The 23,202-nt window shown below is 43.5% G+C and carries 17 protein-coding genes; 5 read left to right on the top strand and 12 right to left on the bottom strand.

What is annotated here, in order from left to right; all coding sequences use genetic code 11:
- Positions 1-8: 8 nt before the first annotated feature.
- From DW938_RS02770 to DW938_RS02730, 9 genes are all read right to left on the bottom strand, one after another.
- The gene (locus DW938_RS02770) at positions 9-1,091 is read right to left on the bottom strand and encodes a sugar ABC transporter permease (RefSeq protein WP_242992341.1); all 1,083 of its coding nucleotides are present in this window, start codon (positions 1,089-1,091) and stop codon (positions 9-11) included.
- Complete coding sequence (locus DW938_RS02765; protein ID WP_118123809.1) at positions 1,091-3,568, bottom strand: DUF5696 domain-containing protein; 2,478 nt, start codon at positions 3,566-3,568, stop codon at positions 1,091-1,093. The genes DW938_RS02770 and DW938_RS02765 overlap by 1 nt, the downstream gene beginning before the upstream one ends.
- Positions 3,569-3,594: 26 nt before the next feature.
- Entirely contained in the window at positions 3,595-4,224 is a 630-nt protein-coding gene (locus DW938_RS02760; protein ID WP_117896615.1) for a Yip1 family protein, read from the bottom strand.
- Position 4,225: 1 nt separating this feature from the next.
- On the bottom strand, positions 4,226-5,836 hold the full coding sequence (locus DW938_RS02755; RefSeq protein WP_147342354.1) for a tetratricopeptide repeat protein: 1,611 nt from the start codon (positions 5,834-5,836) through the stop codon (positions 4,226-4,228).
- 41 nt (positions 5,837-5,877) lie between these two features.
- A complete protein-coding gene (locus DW938_RS02750; protein WP_022287236.1) occupies positions 5,878-6,780 on the bottom strand; it encodes a carbohydrate ABC transporter permease in 903 nt (300 codons plus the stop codon).
- 18 nt (positions 6,781-6,798) lie between these two features.
- Positions 6,799-7,737, bottom strand: a complete 939-nt coding sequence (locus DW938_RS02745; protein ID WP_022287235.1) for a sugar ABC transporter permease — start codon at positions 7,735-7,737, stop codon at positions 6,799-6,801.
- 17 nt (positions 7,738-7,754) lie between these two features.
- Complete coding sequence (locus tag DW938_RS02740; RefSeq protein WP_242992339.1) at positions 7,755-10,721, bottom strand: extracellular solute-binding protein; 2,967 nt, start codon at positions 10,719-10,721, stop codon at positions 7,755-7,757.
- 131 nt (positions 10,722-10,852) lie between these two features.
- Positions 10,853-11,800 (bottom strand): ATP-binding cassette domain-containing protein, encoded by a 948-nt coding sequence (locus tag DW938_RS02735; protein ID WP_022287233.1) that lies wholly within the window; start codon positions 11,798-11,800, stop codon positions 10,853-10,855.
- Complete coding sequence (locus tag DW938_RS02730; protein WP_117896617.1) at positions 11,793-12,470, bottom strand: ABC transporter ATP-binding protein; 678 nt, start codon at positions 12,468-12,470, stop codon at positions 11,793-11,795. Before DW938_RS02730 ends, DW938_RS02735 begins: the two co-directional genes overlap by 8 nt.
- A gap of 810 nt (positions 12,471-13,280) precedes the next feature.
- On the opposite strand from DW938_RS02730, the gene DW938_RS02725 reads away from it, so the two are divergent.
- The 4 genes from DW938_RS02725 (at position 13,281) to DW938_RS02710 (ending at position 17,406) form a co-directional block, all read left to right on the top strand.
- Positions 13,281-14,744 carry a trypsin-like peptidase domain-containing protein gene (locus tag DW938_RS02725; protein ID WP_118123807.1) on the top strand — a complete coding sequence of 488 codons (1,464 nt, stop codon included), beginning with the start codon at positions 13,281-13,283 and terminating at the stop codon, positions 14,742-14,744.
- 219 nt (positions 14,745-14,963) lie between these two features.
- Positions 14,964-15,332, top strand: coding sequence for an MmcQ/YjbR family DNA-binding protein (locus DW938_RS02720; protein WP_117877532.1), 369 nt, complete (start codon positions 14,964-14,966; stop codon positions 15,330-15,332).
- Position 15,333: 1 nt separating this feature from the next.
- Positions 15,334-16,551 (top strand): pyridoxal phosphate-dependent aminotransferase, encoded by a 1,218-nt coding sequence (locus DW938_RS02715; RefSeq protein ID WP_022287229.1) that lies wholly within the window; start codon positions 15,334-15,336, stop codon positions 16,549-16,551.
- Between the two features lie 84 nt (positions 16,552-16,635).
- The gene (locus tag DW938_RS02710) at positions 16,636-17,406 is read left to right on the top strand and encodes a hypothetical protein (RefSeq protein WP_118123806.1); all 771 of its coding nucleotides are present in this window, start codon (positions 16,636-16,638) and stop codon (positions 17,404-17,406) included.
- 152 nt (positions 17,407-17,558) lie between these two features.
- Here the strand turns inward: DW938_RS02710 and DW938_RS02705 are convergent, their stop codons facing one another.
- Both DW938_RS02705 and DW938_RS02700 read right to left on the bottom strand, forming a co-directional pair.
- Positions 17,559-18,881 (bottom strand): ABC transporter permease, encoded by a 1,323-nt coding sequence (locus DW938_RS02705; RefSeq protein WP_118123805.1) that lies wholly within the window; start codon positions 18,879-18,881, stop codon positions 17,559-17,561.
- Positions 18,868-19,608: an ABC transporter ATP-binding protein gene (locus tag DW938_RS02700; protein WP_022287226.1), complete on the bottom strand. Its 741-nt coding sequence runs from the start codon at positions 19,606-19,608 to the stop codon at positions 18,868-18,870. Before DW938_RS02700 ends, DW938_RS02705 begins: the two co-directional genes overlap by 14 nt.
- Positions 19,609-20,324: 716 nt before the next feature.
- Between DW938_RS02700 and DW938_RS02695 the strand changes: the two genes are divergently transcribed.
- Complete coding sequence (locus DW938_RS02695) at positions 20,325-21,959, top strand: cellulase family glycosylhydrolase (RefSeq protein WP_118123804.1); 1,635 nt, start codon at positions 20,325-20,327, stop codon at positions 21,957-21,959.
- A 135-nt stretch (positions 21,960-22,094) separates the two neighbouring features.
- Here DW938_RS02695 and cbiB read toward each other — a convergent pair whose 3' ends face one another.
- Positions 22,095-23,066, bottom strand: a complete 972-nt coding sequence (gene cbiB / locus DW938_RS02690) for an adenosylcobinamide-phosphate synthase CbiB (protein ID WP_022287224.1) — start codon at positions 23,064-23,066, stop codon at positions 22,095-22,097.
- Between the last annotated feature and the right edge of the window lie 136 nt (positions 23,067-23,202).

Genomic DNA, 23,202 nt, shown 5'->3' with positions numbered 1-23,202 from the left:
ATCCCCCCTTATTCTACTTCATAGTAAACGAACTTATTAACAAGTGCTACGACAAGTGCAAGGAATACTGCTACGATAAGGAAGTATGCCCAAGCCATTGCCGCTGAGTAGCCATGCTCCCAGTTGCTTGCCTTGTTAAGAACGATCGTCATAACTTCGTTCTGTGGATCGACGAATGAGTCAACGATTGTATAAACCACGCTTGAAAGTATCATTGGGCTGATATAAGGAATTGTGACTTTCCAGAAGAACTCCCATGAAGTTGCACCCTCGATCTGGGCTGCTTCCTTAGCTGAGAGCGGTATACCTTGAAGTGCTGAAAGCACCAGAAGTATCTGGATACCTGAGTTCCATACAAGGTTCAGGATGTCGGTGGTCAGCGAGTTTATCATCATAGTGAGCTTATCACTGATGTTGTAGATACCGAGGAAGTTCAGCAACTGGTCAACGAGGTCAGCCTCGAACATTGAGCTGAACTGCTCAGATCCGCCTGCATATCCGCCTGTGCTCATGTTACCGTTGATGATGTCGATAACAGGACCTGTAGCGATGATAACAGGGAGGAAGAATACTGATCTTGCGAATGTTCTTCCCTTGAATTTCTGATTAAGGATAACTGCGATAAAGATAGAGAATATGAGGATAAGAGGAGTTCTCAAAACCGTATTCTCGATCATTGCTACCAGAGCCTTGGAATAATCCTGATCCTTACGGAAAGCGTTTACATAGTTTTTCCAACCGATAAAGGACATTTTCATTCCGCCCTGAGTTACCTCAGTTTTGTTGAATGAGTAAATGAGAGATTCTATAAGAGGCAGGATAAAGAAGTAGATAGTACCCAGCGCCCAGATCGCTATAAATCCGTAGCCGTAAAGTCCTTTTCTTTTTTCATAAGAAAGTCTGTGCTTCTTTTCCTTCATCACAGGTGCAGGAGCGACTGCCTCAGTGGCAGGCTCTTCTGCGATTATCTCCTCTGTTGAAATTTCTTCTATAACAGCCTCAGCGTCATTTTCCTTTTCGACTGTATCTTCAAGATCCTCAGCCTTAACAGCCTCGATCTCTTCAGGAGTGTTTTTGATCTCTTCGCTCATTATTCTGTCAAACCTCCTTCTATACAATCTGCAAGGTCATAGACCTCTGTGCCTACGGTAGCTGTTGCGTTCTTCTTATCAACACTGATAACAACGTCTGAAGCTCCGTCCTTTGAATAAGTTGTGGTAAGAACGTTCTTGTCGTCGCTCAGCTCATACTTTGTGATCGTATAATCTGAAACGCCTGAAAGTATGCTGCTTACCTTTTTGTACTGATTAGCCGCAAGATCTGTCCAGCCTGCATAGTTTGAATAATACAGGTCGTCATATTCTGTATCCTGAAGCGTATCAGCGTCAGCGTATGTCATATCATAGTGTATCTGTGAGCCTGAAGCCAGTGAAAGCAGGAATGTTTCATCTGAATTTGAGCTCTTATTGATAGGTGTTGAAGCGTAGTCAACATATCCGTGAATGACCATCTGATAGAACGGGATATCGAAATCTGTTACGTTGAATCCACTGGAGTAAACAGGAACGTTTGAAACGTTTGTTACATATGGGAGAACGTAAGAGTTCGCACCGTCTGCGAATACTGTACTGATCTTCTCGCTCGCACTCTTATAGCCGTCAACGACAGTATTCATGGTCTTGCTTCTGCTTGAAGGATCCTTCTTTGAATAGTCAGAAACAAGCTTTGTTGAATAATCACCGAAGCCGATAGAAGTGAGCTTTTCATCAGTATAGCTCTCGAGCATTTCTGTGAACACATTTGAGTACTTGTTTGGTGTGAGCAGAGCAGGTGAAACTCCCTTTTCTGCAACACCGAAGGCTGGGCTGTATGATGACTGTCTTGAATAAGCATTTGAAACTCTGATAGCTGTGCTTGTAAGAGTCATATATCCCCATGAACCACTGTCCATCTTGAAGTTGTTCATTGAAGGAACGATCTTCATATTATCGTCCTTTGAGATAAGCTTATCAAATGCGCTTGAACCGCCAAGCTTGCCGGACGGAGATACCTCTGTGGATATCTTGTTCTTAATAGAATCATTTGTCCAGTCGTTATAGTTGACAGTTATGTTGTCAACTCCGCCGTCCTTGAGGATATCAAGTATGTCGGAAGCCTGATCGAAGCCAGTGATCTCTGTTTTAAGATTGAATGGGATACCAAGAATAGAAGTATCCTTCATAACGCCGCCATAAAGGTCAACGTAAAGATCGCTCTTATTTGCCTGAGCCTTAGCTGTAAGACCCTTATTATTGATAAGGTAGTTTCTGTAGACCTCAGCGCAGTCGGCGTAGTTAAGATCCTCGCCGTTATCTGAATCAACAGGATAATAACGAACTCCAAATCTCTCGGTCTTTATTCCGTTCTTCTCGAACACTGTGATCTTGTTTGAATTATCACCGCTCATGAAGAATGAGTCTGAGCTTCTTGTTTCAAACTCGAAGTAACAAGTGTTGTAAGCCTGCTTTTCCTGTCCGCATACCTGAGCGTGAGCATAAACGTTTGACTCACCGTCAGAAGCAACGCAAACAAGTCCGGATGAACCGCTTACTGTTGCAAGGACCGGCATATAAGCCTGCTGAGTGATTCTTGGAGCTGTTATTGGAACAGCTGTATAATCTCTGCCGAATACCTGCTGATTATAGTCAGCGTACTCGGTCTTGCCGTTGTTGTAGTTTATTACAGCACCGCTTCCGTCAGGAACTATCATATAGCCTGTCGCAGTTGAATCAGCAGCGCCGAAGTTAGGGCAGAACTCGATCTTTGTAAGCACCTTTCCGTCTACCTGAGAAGTGTTTTTCTCCTCGATCTCATCTGAATCGCAGTAAACATAGAGGTTATCGTCCTCAAGAACATAGTGTATCTTGAGCTTCACACCATCAGAAACGTAGTTATATGTAGCAACAACGCCGTCTGAATTTTTCTCCCATTTTACTTTTGCCTTGTTGGAGTAAACCGGAGCAGGGGACTCTGTTCTCTTTTCCTGTCTAAGGTCACCGACTCTGATAGCGGCACTTGCAGCGATCTGCTTTCTCTGGGCATTTTTCATTGCTGTGCCCTTAACTGTGTCGATAATTGTCTGGTCAGCCTGAACATTTATAGGCGAAGTCCACCAATACTTACCTGAAGCCTTTACATAAAGACAAAGTCTTTCGTTTTCTTCGTCAAGATAAAGAGCTATCTTGTCGTTCTCTGTTATCTTTTCGCACATTGCAAGAGCTTCTTCGTCAGTTATAGGCTGAACCTCGTCGTCCTTGCTTGCTGTAGTAGTTGTTTTCTCATCGGCTGCTGAGTCTTCAGCAGCTTTATCGCTGCTTTCATCGGCAGTAGCTGCTGCGTCGGAAGCGTCAGCTGAGCTTGTATCATCAGCCGCTGAATCGACACTGCTGTCAGTATCCTTTACTGCGGCGCTTGAATCAGCCTGGCTTGAACTCTCGTCAGTGGAAGAAACCACCATTGACCCCAGAGGCATCAGCATTGTAAGGCAGATAGCAAAGACAACTGCTTTCTTGTAACTTTTGTTATGCATTTATTATTTACACCACCGTTTCTGTTTTAGCCTCTGATTCTGTACATGATCTCAGTATAAACTGAGTAACCGAATACATATACCTGCTGGAACAATGAAAGGAGAAGTATCGCAAGGAACAATATAAGAAGCATTGCGAAGATCGTACCAATAATTGAAGCAAGTGTTTTTCCGAATGAATACTGGTGAACGGCTCTCATTGCCTGCACCATAAGGATAACAGACCAGCCGATGCCAAGATACTGGATAGCTGTGATCCAGATCGACTCGTCCTGTACCAGAACGTTTGAAAAGATCACTGCGATAAATGTGCAAACGATGTAAGGAACAAGAGAATATGCAGAATAGATGCAGATCTTTTTAAGTGTACCTTCACCGTCGAGAAGTGTGCATATTGCCCAGTTGCCGAGTACCCATGTGAAGAAGTAAACTACAGACTGAACGATAAGCGGAACAACGTTGAATACTTTAACGTAGCTGTCATTGAACTGAAAGCCTGTGAGCTGTCTGTCAACGACCATTGCAATAAAGAGGAAGAGAACTATTATCATAGAGATCTTTATAGAACCCTGCTTTTTCCACCTAAGGTCTTCAAAGCCCTCAACAGGGTGGAAAACGCAATGCTTGAGCCAACCTACCGGAGTAAATTCATACATATCAGTTTCCCTCCTTCTTTTTGCGCTTGATGAGCTTTATGCCCTTTTTCTTGAGAACTGCTTTTACGATGAGCAGAGCGATCAAAACGATAATAACTACCATTATCACTGTGAAGTTATCTCTGAGCCATTCTTCTCTTGCATATTTGAATGCCTTATCGTAATCGTCCTGATCGTAAGCTGTCTTGAAGTAATCCAGAGCCTTTGTATACTCGCCGTCGTTAAGGCAAGCCTTACCAAGTCCGACATAAGCCATTGCATAGCCGCCGTCTCTCTTTATAACTTCTTCCCAGTCAGCTCTTGCGTCTGAGTATCTACCCTCGTCATAGAGGAGAACTGCTCTGTGAACGACATTACCGAAAGTTGTTTCAGTATAAACTGTGATATCGTTCTTTGTTCCGTCAAGGATATAGACCTCGTTACCTCTTGCCTCGATAGCGTTTGGTCCAAGGAAGCTTCCTGCTTGATCGGATGTGGAGTTCTTTGTACCAAAGATACAAAGGAGGTTGCAAAGCTTATCATACTGGAACACTCTGCCGTTTTCATAGTCAAGAACATTTATTGTTCCGTTGTCTGAAACACAGATATCTGTGAGTCTGCACTTATAAGTTTTGTTTGTTGTTGAATCATACTCTGAAGCAACATCACCGAATGAATACTTGTCGCCGACTGCGTTATCCCAGATGTTATAACCTGCTGGGTTAAGCTTCTTAACGGCGTCGGTCGTAGTATTTGCAGCCTCAGTTACAGTGTAGATAAATCCGTCTGCGTCGATATCGAAGTTTGCATACTCGACCGGAACGTTTCTTGTCATTGCTGAGATCTGCTCGTTTGAAGCGATCTTTCTCCACAGCTTCTGAGCAATGACAGCGGCGGTTACCTCAACACGGTTAGCACCGTAGAAGCCCTGGAACTCGCCGTCCTTATTGAACTGAACAGAACCTGTGTTTACTGACTTACAAACAACGTAGATGTTCTCTGCCTTATCTGCAAGTATCTTTGAAGGGTTGAATGTTTCGGAATCATAAAGCTTTGTGTCAGGCTTTGTGTATTCCTGCACCAGAGTCATCTCTGTGCCTGACTCAACAGTGCATTTAACAGCCCTTGAATTGTCTGTATCTGCAATGTAAACATAAAGCTTATCATCAAAGATGCTCTTTTTGACATATATGCCGTTAGGATTAAGGAAGGTCGATCTTCCGTCCTCGCCCACAGATATTTCTGTAGAGCCTGTGAATCCGGTATAACAGCCTGTTACCTTAAGATCAGTATCAAGACGGAGTATTCTGTTGTTGCCTGAATCGCACACCCAGAAAGTATCGTTGTCCTGATCGTAAAAGAGGTCTTTTGCATCTGAGAGCTTTGCAGGAGCGTCATCGCTTATATAAAGCGGGTCGCTCGGATCTGAAAGCCTGTCAAGACCCATATCTGCACCTGTTACAGTCTTTTCTACACGGTAGGCACTCTGCGATGGGATCGCATCGTCCCAATAGTCGTAGTTATAGGCTGTATAAGGCTCATCTGCGAAAGCAGTCACGGTCATGGTCAGCGCCAGACCTGCTGCAAGTGCCGCAGAGATCATTCGTTTTAGAGAGATTTTATTTCTCGACACTACTTATCACCTTTTTTCCTTTTCTATAATCTAAGTTCAAATTAATCCTTCATACCTGAGTTAGCCATTGTTTCCATGACGTTGCCCTGAGCTACAAGGAATACGATCAGTGGTGGTATCAGAAGTACAACTGCTGCGGCAAATGTAACGCCCTGACGAGCAAGACCTGCTGCTGTGATCTGCTGTACAACTGTAGGTAGTGTTTTGAGCTGCTCGGAGTAGATAAGTGCTCCGCCCTGAATGTTCCATGCTCCCTGGAAAGCGAAGATGATAAGTGTCATCAAAGCTGGCTTTGAGTTTGGAACGACGATCTGCCAACAGATCCTGAACAGACCTGCGCCGTCCACCTTAGCCGCTTCCACCATGGAGTCGTGGATGGTTGTCATGCTCTGACGCATGAGGTAAAGACCCATTGATGTTGAAATGCTTGGGAGGATCAATGCCCAGTATGTATCGATCATATGGAGCTTAGCCATTACGAGGAACTGCATGATCCATGTTGCATTTGAGGAGAACAGGAGGGCAATAACGATGATCTGGTTAATGACCTTGTTTCCCGGGAATTTACACTTTGCAAGAACGAATGCTGCGCAGCAGCAAACGAAAAGGTTGCAGATACAAATTACTATTGTAATAAAGAAGCTGTTGAAGATATATCTTGACAGCGGTACCTGCCATGAGCTTGCGGCTACCTTGAACATATCTGAGAAGTTGTTGGTAGTCGGATTCAGTACATAAAGCTTTGGAGGGAATACGAAAAGTTCCTCAACAGGCTTCATAGACTGGATAACTGAGTAATACAGCGGGAACACCATGAATGCACCAAGGAGACAGAGGAATACGAAAATAACTATATCTCCGCCAAGAGAACCATTGACTCTCGCCTTTTTCTCTTTGACCTTCAGCTTTTCAATAGACTGCTGCTTTTTTCTTTTTCTAGCCATTTTATATACTCCCCTCCTTTAGTCAAGATACTTGCCTAAGAGCCAGTTGATACCCTTATTGGCAAGGAGCATTGCAGCGAACAATACGAAACATATTGCTGACGCATAACCCATTTCGTAACGAATGTTACCATAGTCTGTTGCGTGGTTCATGATCGTGTGAGCTGCATAGTCTGTTGAAGGCAGACCTACGAGGTTCTGACCAACAACGCCGACTGTGAATGATGCTGAGATCTGGATAACAGCAGCGAACAGAAGCTGTGGTCCCATTGAAGGGATAGTGATGTAGAAAAGCTCCTGCCATCTGTTCTTGATACCCTCGATAGCACCTGCTTCGTACATTGACTTATCAATGTTCTGGAAGCCTGCACGGATAGCAAGGAAGCCTGCACCCATTGACATCCAAAGCTGAACGATGATAACAACTGTAAGGATATAGTTTGTATCTGTGAGCCACTGTGCAGGTTCGTTCAGGATACCCAGATCGATAAGCACAGCGTTCAGGTAACCGTAGGAGTCACCTGACAGGATAAGCTGCCAGGTAACATATACGGAAGTTGTCATAGAAGGTGCATAGAACACGAATGTGAAGAAGGTTTTGAGGAATGCGTTCATCTCGTTTATCAGCCAAGCGATGATAAAGCTGAGGATATAAGAGAACGGTCCTGTGAATATCGCAAAGATAAGAGTGTTTCTTACTGCGATAAGGAATACGTCGTCGTTAAGGAACAGCGTATAGAAATTTGAAAGTCCTACGAACTTAGGAGTTTCGATCATGTTAAAGTTTGTAAAGCCCATTGGCAGCGACATTACGACAGGCACTACCGTGAAGATAATGAACAAAGACATGAAAGGCAGGAGCATTGCATAGCAAGCCTTGTTGGTTTTCATCATGTGCCATGTGTACTTCCACTTGCCCTGTTTTATCATAGGCGCTTCAGGATTGGTTTTGGCCATTAGTTACTCCCCTTTCATTAATTGTCGTACAGACCAAGATCTTCAAGCTTACGAGTGATCTCGTCATTGATATCCTTATTGTACCAGAACAGTGTATCACGAGCGTTGTCGTAGTCATTAACTACAGCTCTGAATGCGTTCATAACGTTTCTTGTTACACCGTAAGATGCAGGAATGATTGGGATCTCTACCTGTGAATTAAGCTGGTCAAGAAGAAGATTTACTTCTGAAGTTGTCCAAGACAACTGCTGAAGAGCTTCTTCGTTAGCTGTTGCATATCTACCCATTGTACCAAGGATAGACTCGATGTTGTTACCGTACTTGACCTGAGCGTCAGTTGAGGTGAACCACTTGATGAAGTCCCAAGCGCCCTCCTGATCTGCTGCCTTTGTGAAGATAATAGCACCTGAACCATTGGAGTTTGCTGCGTGGTTGATAGTTCCGTCTTCCTGAACGGTACCTGGAACCGGCTGGAATCCCCAGCAGCCCTTGATCTCAGGAGCGGCTACAGAAAGCTGGTTGTAGAATGTGTAGTTCTGGATAACTACTGGCATATCACCTGTTCTGAAACGTGTGAATGCATCATATGTCTGCTGGAAGCTGTATGTTGTATAGAACTTTGTCCAAGTATCGAAAGCGTTTACGGCTTCCTGAGTATCGAATGTTGTCTTTGTCTGCTCTTCGTTGTAGTAGTTAAGACCCTGCTGGAGAAGGAGCATAGCGAATGTGTTACCAGGCTCTGTGATAGCAGATACCTGAGTTGTTCCGCCTGTGCTTGTCATTACAGGGAGGATAAGACCAACTTCAAGGTAGTTTCTCTGAAGTGTTGGCAGACAGTTAAGAAGTCCGTCCCAAGTATTAAGATCTGTTGCCGGGTCGATATCGTACTCGCTGAGGATATCAGAACGATAGAACAGCATCGGGAAGGACTGGTCACATGGAAGACCGTATGTACCTCCGTTGTACTGATAAAGAACAGTAGCGTCGTCTGCAAAACGTGTCTTTACCTCGTCAAAGTCGCTGAATGTGGTGAGATCTGTAAGAACGCCACGGGCTGCAAGCTGGATAGGGAAGTCGCCGCCCATGAAGAGAGCGAGGTCAGGACCCTTGCCTGCAAATGTAGCCTCAACGATACCGCCCTGAACGAGCTTAAGATTGATCTTTGTTTTAGCTGTTGGATTGTATTCACTTGAAATGAGCTGCTGAAGAGCCTCAGCGTTATCACGACCGAGCATTACCCAGCACTCCATAGCGCTTTCGTCCTCATCGGACAGTGCGTTGTAGTCCTCGAAGAATGAACCGATAAAGCCCTTGAAGCCGAAGCCAAGTGATCCAAAGAATGACTTGTCACATGAAGTGAAATCCTGATCGGAAGTAACTACCTCGATCATATCAACTTCAAGAGGCTGCTCACGATACTGGTTTACGAAAGAAGAAACTGATGTGATGTTATCCTTGATCTGTGACATCATCTCAGGGATAAGGTCAGGCTTCTTTATACACTTATCAAGAACGATAGCCATTTTCTCAAGAGTTTCAGCCTCAGTTCCGCCTGAACCTGAAAGCTTCTCGATCTCAGCCTTCTTATCTCTCAATGTCTTAGCATATTCCTTGAAATCAGGAACGATAGAAGGGATGGCTGTGTCGATCATGTAGTTGTTGTATTCATCAGGATCAGGACCTGTGATCTGTCTGATCTGTCTATAGTAGCTGTTTATGTTATAAACAAGCTCGTCCAGATCGCCCATGATCTCACCGATCTCACCAGGAACTGCTTCCAGAGAAATAGTGTTTGTGCCTGCCTGGAGGTAGAAATAAAGATCGTCGCCATTTTCAGACTTTGGCGTTGTGATGCTCCAGTCTGTATCATAGTAGAACTTTATCTGATTAGCTTCAAGGCAAGGTACTTCGCCATTGACATAAAGTCGTCTGTTGGAGTACATACCTCTCATCTGATCCTGTCTGCCTCTTATACCTATCTTATAGTAGCCGGCCTTGTCAACGTTGAACTCCCATGTTACTGTCTGAGTTGACTGCGTCCAGCTTCCTGAACCAATAGTATTATATCTTGTTTTAGTAGGGCTTGAGCCGTTTGCGCTAGATGTGAGATAAGAGCTCTTATCTGATGTAGGATAAAGAGTTCTTGATGACTTGTAGGCAGCAGTTTCACCCTCAAGAGTGATCTTCTGTCCCTGAGCCTGCGTCAGATCGCTGTCTGATGGTGCTGTGTAGGCAGCAGGTGCTTCATACTGATAGAAAGTAAAGCTCTTGACAGCAAACTCAGCCTTTTCAGATTCAAATGTTATCGTATGTTCGCCTGCCTCCATATAGAACTCCAACGGCTCGTTAAAAAGTCCGTCGATGTCCTCCAGAGGAGTTTCCTGCCAGCATGGAGTCGATACCTGTCCAGGACGGATATCGTTCTGTCTTGAATCCTGTTTGATCTCAGATTCGTTGATCCATCTCTTGCTCAGCGTGATTCTTGACGCTGTTGCATATGGGCTTTCGCCGTCGATAAGCAACGAAAACTCAACGTCGTTTGTGTTGCTTTCAAGTGCCTCATATATCATCTTGATATTGTAGACGCCTGTTTCAGGAATGTTCACCGTCCAAGAAACTGAACCCTCCTGATTTGCCCACTGCATAACATCATTCTCTCCATCTACTGTAGTTACAGTGATCTGAGCGTCTGTTACTGAAGCAGGATCGTAATCCTTTCCCAAGACCTCGACTGTCTGGTCAGGTCTTGCAGCGTCGGCATACTTCTTTACATAGTTAGTATAAGAAGTCTGACGGATCGAATCGGTACCCGTCGTGGCAGCGGAGCTTCCGTCGCCTGTTGCAGAATCATCAGCAGTTGCCTGCGTGCCTAGAGTGCTGTCGTCCGCCGCTTCACTGTCTGCAAATGCCGGAACTGATGCGCTTGCACACAGAGCAAGTGCCAATGCGGAAGCAATAACACGCCTAAACATTGTGTCTTTCACTATGAATCCACCTTTCTAAATAAATTGCTTTTGGTTTTGCGAGAATCAAGCCTACTTAATTACATTCTAATATAAATAGTATAGAACCTCTTCATTATGTGATCCCCCACGGGAAATAAAGAAAATAAAGCTTACGTCCCCCCCGATCTGAACAGCACGAGCTTTTCGCCGTTCTCATCAAGTTCGACCTTGACCTTATCGCCGCCTTTTATCTCAAGAGCGTCCATAAAGTCCTTCGGGAGCTGCAGCCGTCCGGATCTGTCGAGGACGATAAGCTCTTCATGAGCCGTTTCCTCGCTGTTCTCAACCAGCACGATATCTCCCATTTCATTAAGCTCCTCCACATAAGAACGCTTTCTTACGATCTCAGAGCTTGTTCTTCCGTCTCTGATAGCCACCACTCTGTCGATATGGTCGGCAAGCTTAAGGTCATGGGTAACGATCACTATAGTGATCTTCTCATCTTTATTAAGCTCCTTGAATATATCAAGTATCATATTGGAAGTCTTTGTATCCACCGAGCCTGTAGGTTCATCAGCCAACAGTAATCTCGGATCGTTTGCCAATGCAATAGCTATTGCAACTCTTTGCTGTTCGCCTCCCGACATCTGGTCAAGCCTGCTGTTTTTTCTTTTCAGCAGTCCCACTCTGTCAAGCAGCTCCAGTGCTTTCTGCCGTCTTTTATGCTCGCCGTTAAGCAGCATAGGAAGCTCGACATTCTGCACAGCCGTAAGATACGGCACAAGATTTCTTGCATTATTCTGCCACACAAAGCCTACGGTGTTCCTTTTATACTCCATATAATCCTTATCAGTAAACTTCAGAAGATCCTTACCGTCCACATAAAGGTTTCCCGCCGAAGGCTTATCAAGTCCTCCAAGCATATTGAGCAGCGTCGATTTACCACTTCCTGAGTTTCCGACGATTGCCATAAGCTCTCCACGCTCCACATCCAGGTCAAGTCCTTGGAGCGCCACCACCTCAACATCAGAAGTTTTGTAGATCTTCACCAGATTTTCACACCGTATCATATATTTATCATTGTCGGCAGCTACAATAGTATCAAGTTCATCACTCAACTATCTCACCGTCCTCTAATGTATAAACCTTATCGGCTATATCTATCATGCTGGGGTCGTGAGTGGTCATTATGATTGTCATCTCATCTCTCGCCACCAGCTCTTTGAAAAGCTTTACAACGTGGAGCGCAGTTGCCGTATCAAGCTCGGCAGTAGGCTCGTCCGCAAAAATTATGTCAGGCTTATGTGCGATAGCTCTTGCTATAGCAACTCGCTGCTGTTCACCACCGGACATTTCCCCCGGTCGGTGGAACATTCGCTTTTCAAGTCCCACGCTTCGCAGACATTCCCTTGTGCGCTTATCCCTTTCTTCATATGGATATTTCGCAAGTCTTAGACCAAAGTCAACGTTTTCATAAGCGGTCATTCCCGACATGAGTGCCACAGATTGGAACACGAACGCCATTTTATACCGCCGTATATCATCTCTGGCTCTTTCAGAAAGCCTTGTAATATCCCGTCCGCCAAACATGACCTTGCCCTTTGTTGGCTTGTCAAGCGCTCCAAGAATATTGATAAGAGTAGTCTTACCGCTTCCTGAACGTCCCCTAAGGATCGTCAGCTTGCCCTTTTCTATTTCGATGTTGATATTTTTCAGCGCATTCACAACGCTTCCGTCGCCGATCTTAAAGTCACGGCACAGATCTTCAGTTGAAAGTATAGTGTCCATACCGCATGGCTCCTTTATCACATCAAACAGGATCATCGCCCTCATCTCATCCACTGTATTGGTCATTTTGACCTATGTAATATACTCAAACAAAGGTTAAAATATTTGTGCATTATTCACATATCGTGTCAGAAGCACACAACGACCACAACATATTGTATTTCTTGTACAATATGTTCAAATTTCGGGCAATAAATTATGCAAATCAGCCCACAATTTTATGTAAAATGCCAAAATGGGCTTATTTAGCTAATCTTAATTATATCAATTTCTCTGTATTTTGTCAAGGATATTAAACGTTTAAGATAACATAAAAACGAGGCTTGCGGAGGATTTAGTCACCTTAAACAAACTATAAAATCATTTTTTGTGCATTTCGCAATAAATCTTGTCAAAAAAGGTTGAAAACTCTGTAACCGTCAAGATTTTAGCTTTCAATTAATAAAAATTTTACATTTTGAAGAATAAAATCCGAAAAATTTCTACTGATATGCACAAAAAACATTTGATATATTTATTTAAAATATGCAAAAGCAAAACTGTTCTTAACATTATGTAAAAGGAGGCAAAAAAAACTATACAAAAAGGCATTTGTGCAATTTGAACCTATAAAAAAAGCCAAATGTGAAAGAAATAAGCCTGCAATATGACGTAATATTCCCGTAAAAAACATTAAACATTGTCCTATTTATCATACAGTTTTCACATAAACAAGTATAATATTAGATAACGAAACAAGAAAGCCCCACAAGGGGCGGTTAAAATTGATTACCACGGCTCACGCCGCTGACATACCAGGAGGTTTTCATCATGAATGAATACAGAAACAACAACTTCAATGATAACAATAATAACAACTTTGAGAATAGCTATACACAGCAAAACGGATATAATCAATATCAGGCTCAGGCAGGCAGCGTGAATGAGTTCACATACAATCCTAATAAGAAAAAGTCAAAGGGCAAGAAGGTGCTTTCAGGCATTATCGCAGTGCTTTGCGTTGCAGCTATCGGAACCACTTCCATTGTAGGCTACAATCTTGTTACAGGAAAGAACGCTGTAGGCTCTTCAAACAGCGGCACCGTTGTTTCAAAGGACGACAGCTCATCAAACAGTGCAAAAAGCACTGTTGACCGTTCAAATCTGCCAACTATCCAGCAGCTCTCAACTCCGTCCGACGCACTGACTATCCCTGAGATAGTAAAGAAGGTCTCACCTTCTGTTGTAGGCATCTCCTGTATCCTTTCAAACGGCACCGCAACAGGTTCAGGTATCGTAATGAGCGAGGACGGCTACATCGTAACCAACGCACACGTTGTTGATGGTGCACAGTCTATTTCAGTTGTGCTTCCTGACAGCTACAACGATACTTCAAGCAAATCAGATGACAGCAAATCAAGCTCTGACAGCAGCTCTGATGACGATGAGGACAACCTCACATACACAGCTACCCTTGTAGGCAAAGACACTCAGACTGATATCGCAGTTTTGAAGATAGACGCAAAGGGACTTACAGCCGCTGAGTTCGGCACATCTGCAGATCTTCAGGTAGGTGAAGCTTCTATAGTAATAGGCAACCCACTTGGCTTCTCACTTGCAAACTCTGTAACAGCAGGTATTATCTCCGCAACAGACAGAACGCTCACTGTTGAGGACAGGACAATGAACCTTATCCAGACAGACGCTTCTATCAACAGCGGTAACTCAGGCGGACCGCTCATCAACGCATATGGTCAGGTAATAGGCATCACCTCTGCAAAGGTATCATCATCCGTGGGCGAAGGACTTGGTTTCGCTATCCCTATCGACGAGGCGCTCCCTATTGTTGAGGATCTTATGAAGAACGGTTACGTTACAGGCAGACCTAGCCTTGGAATTTCAGGCACAGACATCACAAGCGCATATTCTTCATACTATGGTATCCCACAGGGCTTCCTTGTAAAGAGCGTTACTGAGGGAAGCGGCTCTGAAAAGGCTGGTATTCAGGAAAATGATATCGTTATAGGCATAAACGGAACTGTTATATCAAACATCAGCGAGCTGAATGAGATAAAGAATAAGTGCAAAGTCGGTGACACTGTTCAGCTTACTATATACAGAAACAAGAAAATGATAAATGTTGACGTTGTTCTCGGCGAGTCCACAGAGGACACTTCTGAGTCAAATGACAACGACCAGAACAACAATAACAATAATAATAACAATAACAACGACGGCTACAACGGCTACTATGGAAACGGTCTTGGCGGATACGACTACGGCTATGGTTTCTAAATAACAAAGCTTTCTTCATATTTTTCATATTCTTTTACTTCAGGGAAAGAGCTGTTCCGAGAGATCGGGACAGCTTTTTTCTTGACTTTCTTCTTGACAGAGGGTCAAAGCAGTGTTATTATAATAAGGTATACTATTAAGGCAACACCGCACAAAGCCCGCCTGACGGTATTGCCTTAAACGAGTACACTTCTTTATTTTGCAAAGGTCGGTGATTTTATGACAAAAGAAGAATATCTTGACTTTTGCGGCTCTATTGCAGGTGCGACATATGACCAGCCTTTCAACGAGGACTTTCAGACCACTGCACTGCGCCACTGGGACACGAAAAAGTGGTTCGGGCTTTTGATGCTCCACAATGACAGGTGGATAGTAAACTTAAAGCTAAAACCCGAAGAAGTGCTGTTTTACAGGGATATCTACAAGGGCGTGACGGAAGCTTATCACATGAACAAGGTCCACTGGATAACATTGTATCTCGACAGCGACGTGCCAACAGAGGAGATAGAAGATCTTACCCTCAGAAGCTTTGAGCTTACAAAGAGTAAAGATAAAAAGAAAACCAAAAAGCGAAAGGAAGCTTTATAAAATGAGAACTTTTTCAAAATCAAGCAAGCTTGATAACGTGTGTTATGATATAAGAGGTCCTGTTATGGACGAAGCAAATGAAATGATAGCAAAGGGAGAGAAGATATTCAAGCTCAATATCGGAAACCCTGCTCCGTTCGCATTCAATGCCCCTGACGAGATAATACAGGCAATGACAGACAATCTGAGAAACGCTCAGGGCTATTCCGACTCAAAGGGCATAACAGAAGCAAGACAGGCTATTTATGATTATGCACACTTTAAGGGCATACCTGTTGAAAGTCTTAACGATATCTACACCGGAAACGGTGTTTCCGAGCTTATCACAATGGTAATGCAGGGTCTTCTCAACAACGGCGACGAGGTCCTTGTTCCTGCCCCTGACTATCCGCTGTGGACAGCTTCCGTTACTCTTGCAGGTGGTACTGCCGTTCACTATATTTGTGATGAAAGCTCCGAATGGTATCCTGACCTTGAGGACATGGAAAAGAAGATAACAGACAAGACAAAGGCTATCGTTATCATCAACCCTAACAACCCGACAGGTGCGGTATATCCAAAAGAGATACTTGAAAAGATAGCAGACATGGCAAGACGTCATGAGCTTATCATATTCTCAGACGAGATATATGACAGACTTCTTATGGACGGCGTTGAGCATACTTCTATCGCTTCACTTTGCCCTGACGTTTTCTGCATCACTCTTAACGGACTTTCAAAGTCACATCGTATTGCAGGCTTCCGTGTAGGCTGGATGACCCTTAGCGGTGATAAGAGCAGAGTAAAAGGCTACATAGAGGGTCTTAATATGCTTTCAAGCATGAGGCTTTGTTCAAATGTACCGAGCCAGTATATAATCAAATATGCTCTTGGTGATTACACAAAAACTGACGATCTGCTCCTGCCGGGGGGACGTATCTACGATCAGAGAGAGTATATCTACAACGCACTTAACAGCATTGACGGTCTGTCGGCTGTAAAGCCTAAGGCGGCATTCTATATCTTCCCTAAGATAGACGCAAAGCGTTTCAACATCACAAATGACGAGCAGTTCGTGCTTGATTTTCTCCGTGAGAAGAAGATACTTCTTGTTCATGGCGGCGGCTTCCACTGGGAACAGCCTGACCATTTCAGGATAGTTTATCTTCCTAAGCTTGAGGATCTTGAATACTCCATGAATGAAATGAGAGATTTCCTCAAAGACTACAAGCAGAAGTAAAACTGTAGAGCGGACAGTGTTCGCCCAATATGCTTTTATGCTCATACCATACATCTACAAATACAGACACGAGGTACAACAAAAATGTCAAAACTTTGCAAATCATGTGGAAACTATTATGAGGGAGATCACTGCGACAAGTGCGGCTATGGCGACCCAAACTTAAAGACCCACGCCGCCGACAAATACAAAAAGCCCACAAAGCCTGAACGTTTCAGGACTGAGGAGGAAAAAGAGCTTTACGCCGAGTGGGAAAAGGAGAAAAAAGAGGACACTGAGATAAAGCGTCATTATGATCCCAACGCAGGCAAAAAGACCCTTGCCATTGTGGCGGTAGTTGTTATAGGCGTTATTGTGGCTGTGCTTTACAAAAGCGGAGTTATTTTCAGCTCCACAAAGACAGAGGTAATAGAAAAATACTTCAAGTCCATACAGACAAGCGATTTCGACTCATTCGTGGAGTGCTTTCCGAAAGAGATGAAGAACGAATACGAACAGCAGCGAACCGAAGGCGGATATGGCAAAGAGCAAGTTATGAAAGAAGTCCTTTACGGTGATTTCATTGAAAGCTATGGTTCTGATTACACTATCGACGTATCTTTCGGCAGAGAAACAAAGCTTAAAGAATCTGAATATGGCCTGAGCGAATACAAAAGCTTTTACGGCTCTGCACCGAATGTTTCAGAGGCTTATGAAATAGTAACGAACGTGACTTTCAAAGGCTCAAAGGGCAGTGAGGACGCAAAGCTTTACATCTATGTTGGAAAATGCAGCGGAAAATGGTGCATTTTCAATATCACGCAGGATAACGGCATTGTTGACGAGGACACGGGGCTTAAAACTTCAGAAAATTAAATAGCACAAAGCAAAACCGCCACGGAGAAAGATCCGCAGCGGTTTTTTGTTTTGCGATAAAACCTATATGGTGGGACGCCGTATTTCTGTTAAACAGAAATTGAGTCGCTCACCTACATATAAGTGGCGTAATTATACGCTTTTATGTGATATTATCTCTTCTTAAAAGCAAATGACTTTCTTGTTCTCTGCTTTCCGCCTATTGACATTGTGAATATCTTGTCGCTCATGAAGATTTTCAGTGTGACAGTCATGCACACTACAAGAAGCACTATCTGATAGATAAGTCCCCCTGCATAAAGGCTGTAGTTGCCAAACATTACGTTCTCGCTTGCCATAAAGGTATGGGTGAACGGTATAGCATAGACGATATACTTTATAACAGGTGAAAGCGTTCTGATATCAACTACCATTGCAAGAAGATATGGTATCATTGCGGAGAAGGTTATAGGCAAAAGCATTGTCTGGGCAGATTTTGCGTCTTTTGCAAGTGCTCCTAATACCATTGAGAGTGACAATGAGATAAGGATAGACACAAACATCTGTATTCCCACAAGAGCATACTGTCCGATGCTCATAGTAAGACCAAGGTTTTCCATTGCAGATTCATATGCCGAGGTATCTCCCATGCCCTCCGTAAGACCGCCTGTCATTTTGCTCATGCCGAACATATAGACCACAGCCTGCAAAGCCGCAACAACACCTGCGGCAAGCATTTTTGACGCAAGGACTGAAAGCCTTGAAACAGGTGCGGAAAGAAGCGTTTCAAGGGTCTTGTCTATTTTCTCGGTAGAGATCGCGCTAAGTATCATCTGAGCCGAGAACATTATAAGAACGAACATTATTATAGGCACTACCATGCTCTGTGCCGAGCAAAGCGACATCACTATAGAACTGCTAACTTTATCTGCCTTATCGCCAACAACCGTTGTTTCAGAAAGCAGTACAGGGTCTTCAAGCTGATTCATTTCGTCCTCTGTCATTGCGCCGCTTGAAAGCTTATCCTGATAGATAGTTGATTTTACTGCCTGCTGTATAACTGCAAGGGCAGTGTCTGAGCCTGTGTTTATATTTGACATGGTTGCAAGAGAGGTCATTCTCTGAACATATCCAACGTCTGCCTTTTTATGCTGTTTTACCTGCTCTGTAAAGCCTTTTGGTATTATCACAACGCTGTCCTGATCGAGCCTTTTAAGCTCTGCGGCATAGTCGTCAGACTTTATATCTACAACTGTTATCTTGCCGTCACCAGCCTTTGCGGTAGCTTTCAGAGAGTTTAAAACGTTTTCTGTGAACTCTGTTTTGTCAAGGTCGCAGATAGTAAGGTCGGAGGCCTTTTCGGCACTGTCGCTTATTGCCCCTGACATTGCCTGACCCGCCATAACAAGCACCACTACTGTGACTATCATTGTTATAATAGTTTGCAGGCTGAGCATTTCCTTTAATTCCTTGCGGAAAAGACTATAAAACTTCACGGTCAAGCACCACCCTTTCAAAGACTTCTTCAAGGTTCTGAGCGCCATATTTTTCAATAAGCTCCGCAGGCTTGCCTACCTCCAGCAACTCGCCCTTTGCAATTATACCCACTCTGTCTGAAACATACTCTATTTCAAGCATATTGTGGGAAGAAAGCAGAAAGCTCATGCCCTCAGAAGCAAGCTTTCTTATCATTCTTCTTATTTCAAGGGCGTTTATAATATCAAGTCCTGAAGTCGGCTCGTCAAGAATAGCCAGCGCAGGGAGCGGCATTATCGCCCTTGCAAGGAGAAGCTTTCTTGCCATACCACGGGAATAATTTGATATTTTATCGTTAAGCCTGTCACCAAGCTCGCATATCTCACAGCCACGCTTAACAAACTCGTAAGCCTGTTCTCCGTTGTCGGCATATATAGAAGCCATGAACTCCAGATATTCTCTGCCTGTCATGGTCTTATACGCACCAGCCTCGTCAGGGAGGTATGTAATGCTTTTTCTTACCATATCAGGTTCAGTGAGAATACTATGACCTGCCACGATAGCGTCGCCCTCTGTTGCCTGCAAAAGTGTTGATATCATTCTTATTGTTGTTGTCTTTCCTGCACCGTTTGGACCTATCAGCGCAAATATCTCGCCCTTTCCAACATCAAAAGTGACGTTATGGGAGGCGTAAATGCCTTTTTTGTACTGCTTTGAAAGCCCTTTGACCTGTAAAACGGTTTCCATCGTTTCCCCATTCCTTTCTTTGTCTGTATCATTGTATTTTTTGTGAATAAATCAAGTATAGCACACCACGTTCCAAATGTCAATTGACATTTGTCATGCACTGTTATGTAAATATGATTTACTAATAGTATACACTGTCTATGGCACGATGTCGATAGCGGCTTTCACCAAAACAGGCATGGTTTTTATTATTTATGCGTTAGAATGTAAAAGTCACTTACTTTGTGAGATAAAGTAAACCACGTTACACAATGATTACAAATCAAATAATATTCTGTACATTTTCAACTCTTTCAAGTACGTTTTTTTGGATATCACAATGTAATGATTTGATTACATTTTGGTTACAGACAAGGGTAAAAAAACGGACGATTGTTGAAAACTTTATAATTTTCAACACCAAATTGCTGTTATAGCATGAGTTTTAAACATTTTCAACATAGTTTTCAACATTTTCAAAAGTTTTCAACTGTAGTTTTCAACTGTCCAAAAAAGCTCTTGTTACCGTTTTTTAATCATTTGTAATTTATTCATTTTTCGTACTTCTATAGTAAATAGGGAGGATTTATTACATTTTAACCAATGAACGAATTTAAAATTTGTGAAGTATTTAAGTTTTAAAATAGGCTTTTGCTGTTTACAAATGAATGAAAATATGTTAAACTTATAATAAATATGAATGAAAAGTTACAATATTCATTATTGGAGGAAAAATTATGGGAAACTTAACCAGTCTGAAGAAAGCCGCCGCTGTGCTGCTGACTTCGGTAACACTCATGTCGGCTGCGGCGGCACTGCCTGCTGTGAACGAAACGCCGCTTCTTTCGCAGACGGCGATAACTGTCGAGGCGGCAAGCGTCGGAAAAGTCACAGGGCTTACTTCAAAAACTCTTAGCAACAGCGAGATAAAGCTTAGCTGGAAAAAGGTCAGCGGAGCTTCGGGATACTCAGTTTGTATGAGAAAAAACGGTAAATATCCGCAGATCGCAGACGTAAAAAGTGGCTCGACCCTCACATACACTGTAAAAAATCTGCCAAATGCTACCCGTGAAAACTTCAAGGTAAGAGCCTACAAGACCGTGAAAGGAAAAAAGGTCTACGGTGCATATTCCGACAACTGGAACACCGCCACGAACCCACAGCCTGCAAAGGGTCTTAAAGTATCAAGCGTTTCCTATGACAGCGTAAAGCTTTCATGGACAAAGATAGGATGCACAAATTACAGAGTATTTCAGCTTAAAAATGGTCAGTGGAAAGAGATCGCGAAGACCACAGGCACAAGCTACACTGTAAAAAATCTCAGCCAGAAGACCACATACAAGTTCAAGATAAGAGCCTGCAAGACAGACGACAAGAAAGCCAACCACTACGGAAAATATTCTGCAGAGGTATCGGCTACCACATCTAAAGCTCCTGCTGTTGTGACCCCAGTTTCACAGCATGGTCAGCTTTCTGTAAAGGGTGCGAATATTGTTGACAAGAACGGCAAGGTATTCAAGATAAAGGGTATGTCAACTCACGGCATCATGTGGGAAGATTTCTCCGATATTCTTACAAAGAACTCTCTTAAAGTGCTGAGAGATGACTGGAAGGTCAACACTATAAGAATTGCAATGTACACAGAAGAATGGGGTGGCTACTGCACCGAGAACGGCAAGTATCAGGCACAGGCAAAGCAGAAAGTCAAGACAGGCGTTGAGAACGCAAAGTCTCTTGGAATGTATGCTATAATCGACTGGCACGTTCTCAATGACAAAAACCCTAACAACCACAAAAATGAAGCTGTCAAGTTCTTCACAGAAATGGCTAAGACCTACAAGGATTACAATAACGTTATTTACGAGATCTGCAACGAGCCTAACGGCGGTGTAACATGGACAGGCGGCATAAAAAGTTACTGCCAGAGCGTTGTAAGCGCTATCAGAAAATACGACAGTGACGCTATCATAATTTGCGGTACAGGCACATGGAGTCAGGATATAGATCAGGTGCTTGGCAACAAGCTTTCAGACAAAAACTGCGTTTATGCTCTTCACTTCTATGCAAACACTCACAGAGATTGGCTGAGAAACAGACTTCAGAACTGCTACAAAAAGGGACTTCCTGTTCTTGTATCTGAGTTTGGAACTTGCGATGCAAGCGGAAACGGCGGATATAACTCAACAGAAAGCACGAAATGGCTCAAGCTTCTCGACTCACTAAAAGTGGGCTACATAAACTGGTCAGCCTGCGGAAAGAGCGAAACGGCTTCCGCATTTAAGAGCGGCACGAACCTCAAAGCTATAAAGAGCGGCACTTCACAGCTCACAGCAAGCGGCAAGTTCATTCGTGATTGGTACAGAAACCACTGATAACACAAAAGACCTCTCTTGGTGGGAGGTCTTTTTTTGCACAGAAACTAACGATAAGCGGGCGACCCAAGGTCGCCTCTACACTATAAAAACAAAGCCGAGGGGCATTTACCTCTCGGCTATTGTTATTTTATATCATATCACAAAGAACAGTGCCGTTCTTATAACGGCTGTAAAAAGCATAGCATAGAACGATGTGCCAAGCAAAAGCTGATTTGCCCAGAATATATCGTTAGGCTCGCATGGCTTTAGATTTCTGCCTATAACAGGCTTTCTTACAAGCTGTCCGCCGTAATACTCATCACTGCCAAGCTGTATACCCAATGCACCTGCACACACCGACTGAGTTTGCGCTGAATTAGGACTAGGGGATTTTCTTCTGTCTTTTTTGTATACCTGAGAAGCGTTCTTGCTGTCAAGGTGAAGATAAGAAACGTTCATTTTCATAAGCAGGGCGGCTATTCTTGCAGGTATAAAGCTGAGAACGTCGTCTAGCTTTGCAGGGAATTTGCCGAAGTTTATGTATGTGTCTGTTTTATAGCCCACTGTGTTGTCGATAATATTCACTGTTCTGTAGAGTATTCCGCCCAGACCGCCGAATATCGCAGACCAGAAAATAGGTGCGACCGCCCAATCTGTGGTGTTCTCTGCAACCGACTCCACCGTACTTTTTATAACAGCGTCAATGTTCATATCGTCGGTGTCACGAAAAGTCACTTTTTTTACCTTGCGCTGTGCCGAAGAAAGATTGCCTGCCCTTGCAGCACGCATCACTCCCCCTGCCGCAGTTTTAAGGGACTTTACAGAAAGTGCTGACCAGCACATTATGCCCTCGAGGAAGATGCCAAGTGCGGCATTTAGCTTATAGCCCACGAATAGGAGAAGCAATGCCACAGCGGCAACTATAAGAAGCACTATCACAGTCATCATAAGACCTGCCATACGCTGTGCTTCGGGGGTGTTTTTATAGCTGTTTCTGAAAGATTTATCAAGCTTTGCCACAAGCTTTTTTATAAAATACTGAGGATAGACCACTACTTCAGGGTCGCCAAGGAGCATATCCAGCGCAAAGCCAAGCGCAAGCGCCGCCAGTGAATTTATCAACATATATACATATCCTTTCTTCAGGCAATAATTACTTATGATAATTATATCACAACATTTTCTGATTTTCAATACCTTTATGCTCTGATTTTAAGGGATAAGGCACAAAAAAGGGCGGTCAGAGCCGCCCAATCAAAAG

The organism is Ruminococcus sp. AM43-6, from assembly GCF_003461785.1.
In the GTDB taxonomy this organism is placed as follows: Bacteria; Bacillota; Clostridia; order Oscillospirales; family Ruminococcaceae; genus Hominimerdicola; species Hominimerdicola aceti.
Note: the sequence above shows the minus strand (reverse complement) of the source record. Positions and strands in the feature narration are given on the sequence as shown.

What these genes read in the sequence shown, in the direction of transcription:
- DW938_RS02770 (WP_242992341.1), bottom strand. Translation starts at nt 1,091, where the DNA reads ATGAGCGAAGAGATCAAAAACACTCCTGAAGAGATCGAGGCTGTTAAG.
- DW938_RS02765 (WP_118123809.1), bottom strand. Translation starts at nt 3,568, where the DNA reads ATGCATAACAAAAGTTACAAGAAAGCAGTTGTCTTTGCTATCTGCCTT.
- DW938_RS02760 (WP_117896615.1), bottom strand. Translation starts at nt 4,224, where the DNA reads ATGTATGAATTTACTCCGGTAGGTTGGCTCAAGCATTGCGTTTTCCAC.
- DW938_RS02750 (WP_022287236.1), bottom strand. Translation starts at nt 6,780, where the DNA reads ATGGCTAGAAAAAGAAAAAAGCAGCAGTCTATTGAAAAGCTGAAGGTC.
- DW938_RS02745 (WP_022287235.1), bottom strand. Translation starts at nt 7,737, where the DNA reads ATGGCCAAAACCAATCCTGAAGCGCCTATGATAAAACAGGGCAAGTGG.
- DW938_RS02730 (WP_117896617.1), bottom strand. Translation starts at nt 12,470, where the DNA reads ATGGACACTATACTTTCAACTGAAGATCTGTGCCGTGACTTTAAGATC.
- DW938_RS02725 (WP_118123807.1), top strand. Translation starts at nt 13,281, where the DNA reads ATGAATGAATACAGAAACAACAACTTCAATGATAACAATAATAACAAC.
- DW938_RS02720 (WP_117877532.1), top strand. Translation starts at nt 14,964, where the DNA reads ATGACAAAAGAAGAATATCTTGACTTTTGCGGCTCTATTGCAGGTGCG.
- DW938_RS02715 (WP_022287229.1), top strand. Translation starts at nt 15,334, where the DNA reads ATGAGAACTTTTTCAAAATCAAGCAAGCTTGATAACGTGTGTTATGAT.
- DW938_RS02710 (WP_118123806.1), top strand. Translation starts at nt 16,636, where the DNA reads ATGTCAAAACTTTGCAAATCATGTGGAAACTATTATGAGGGAGATCAC.
- DW938_RS02700 (WP_022287226.1), bottom strand. Translation starts at nt 19,608, where the DNA reads ATGGAAACCGTTTTACAGGTCAAAGGGCTTTCAAAGCAGTACAAAAAA.
- DW938_RS02695 (WP_118123804.1), top strand. Translation starts at nt 20,325, where the DNA reads ATGGGAAACTTAACCAGTCTGAAGAAAGCCGCCGCTGTGCTGCTGACT.
- cbiB (WP_022287224.1), bottom strand. Translation starts at nt 23,066, where the DNA reads ATGTTGATAAATTCACTGGCGGCGCTTGCGCTTGGCTTTGCGCTGGAT.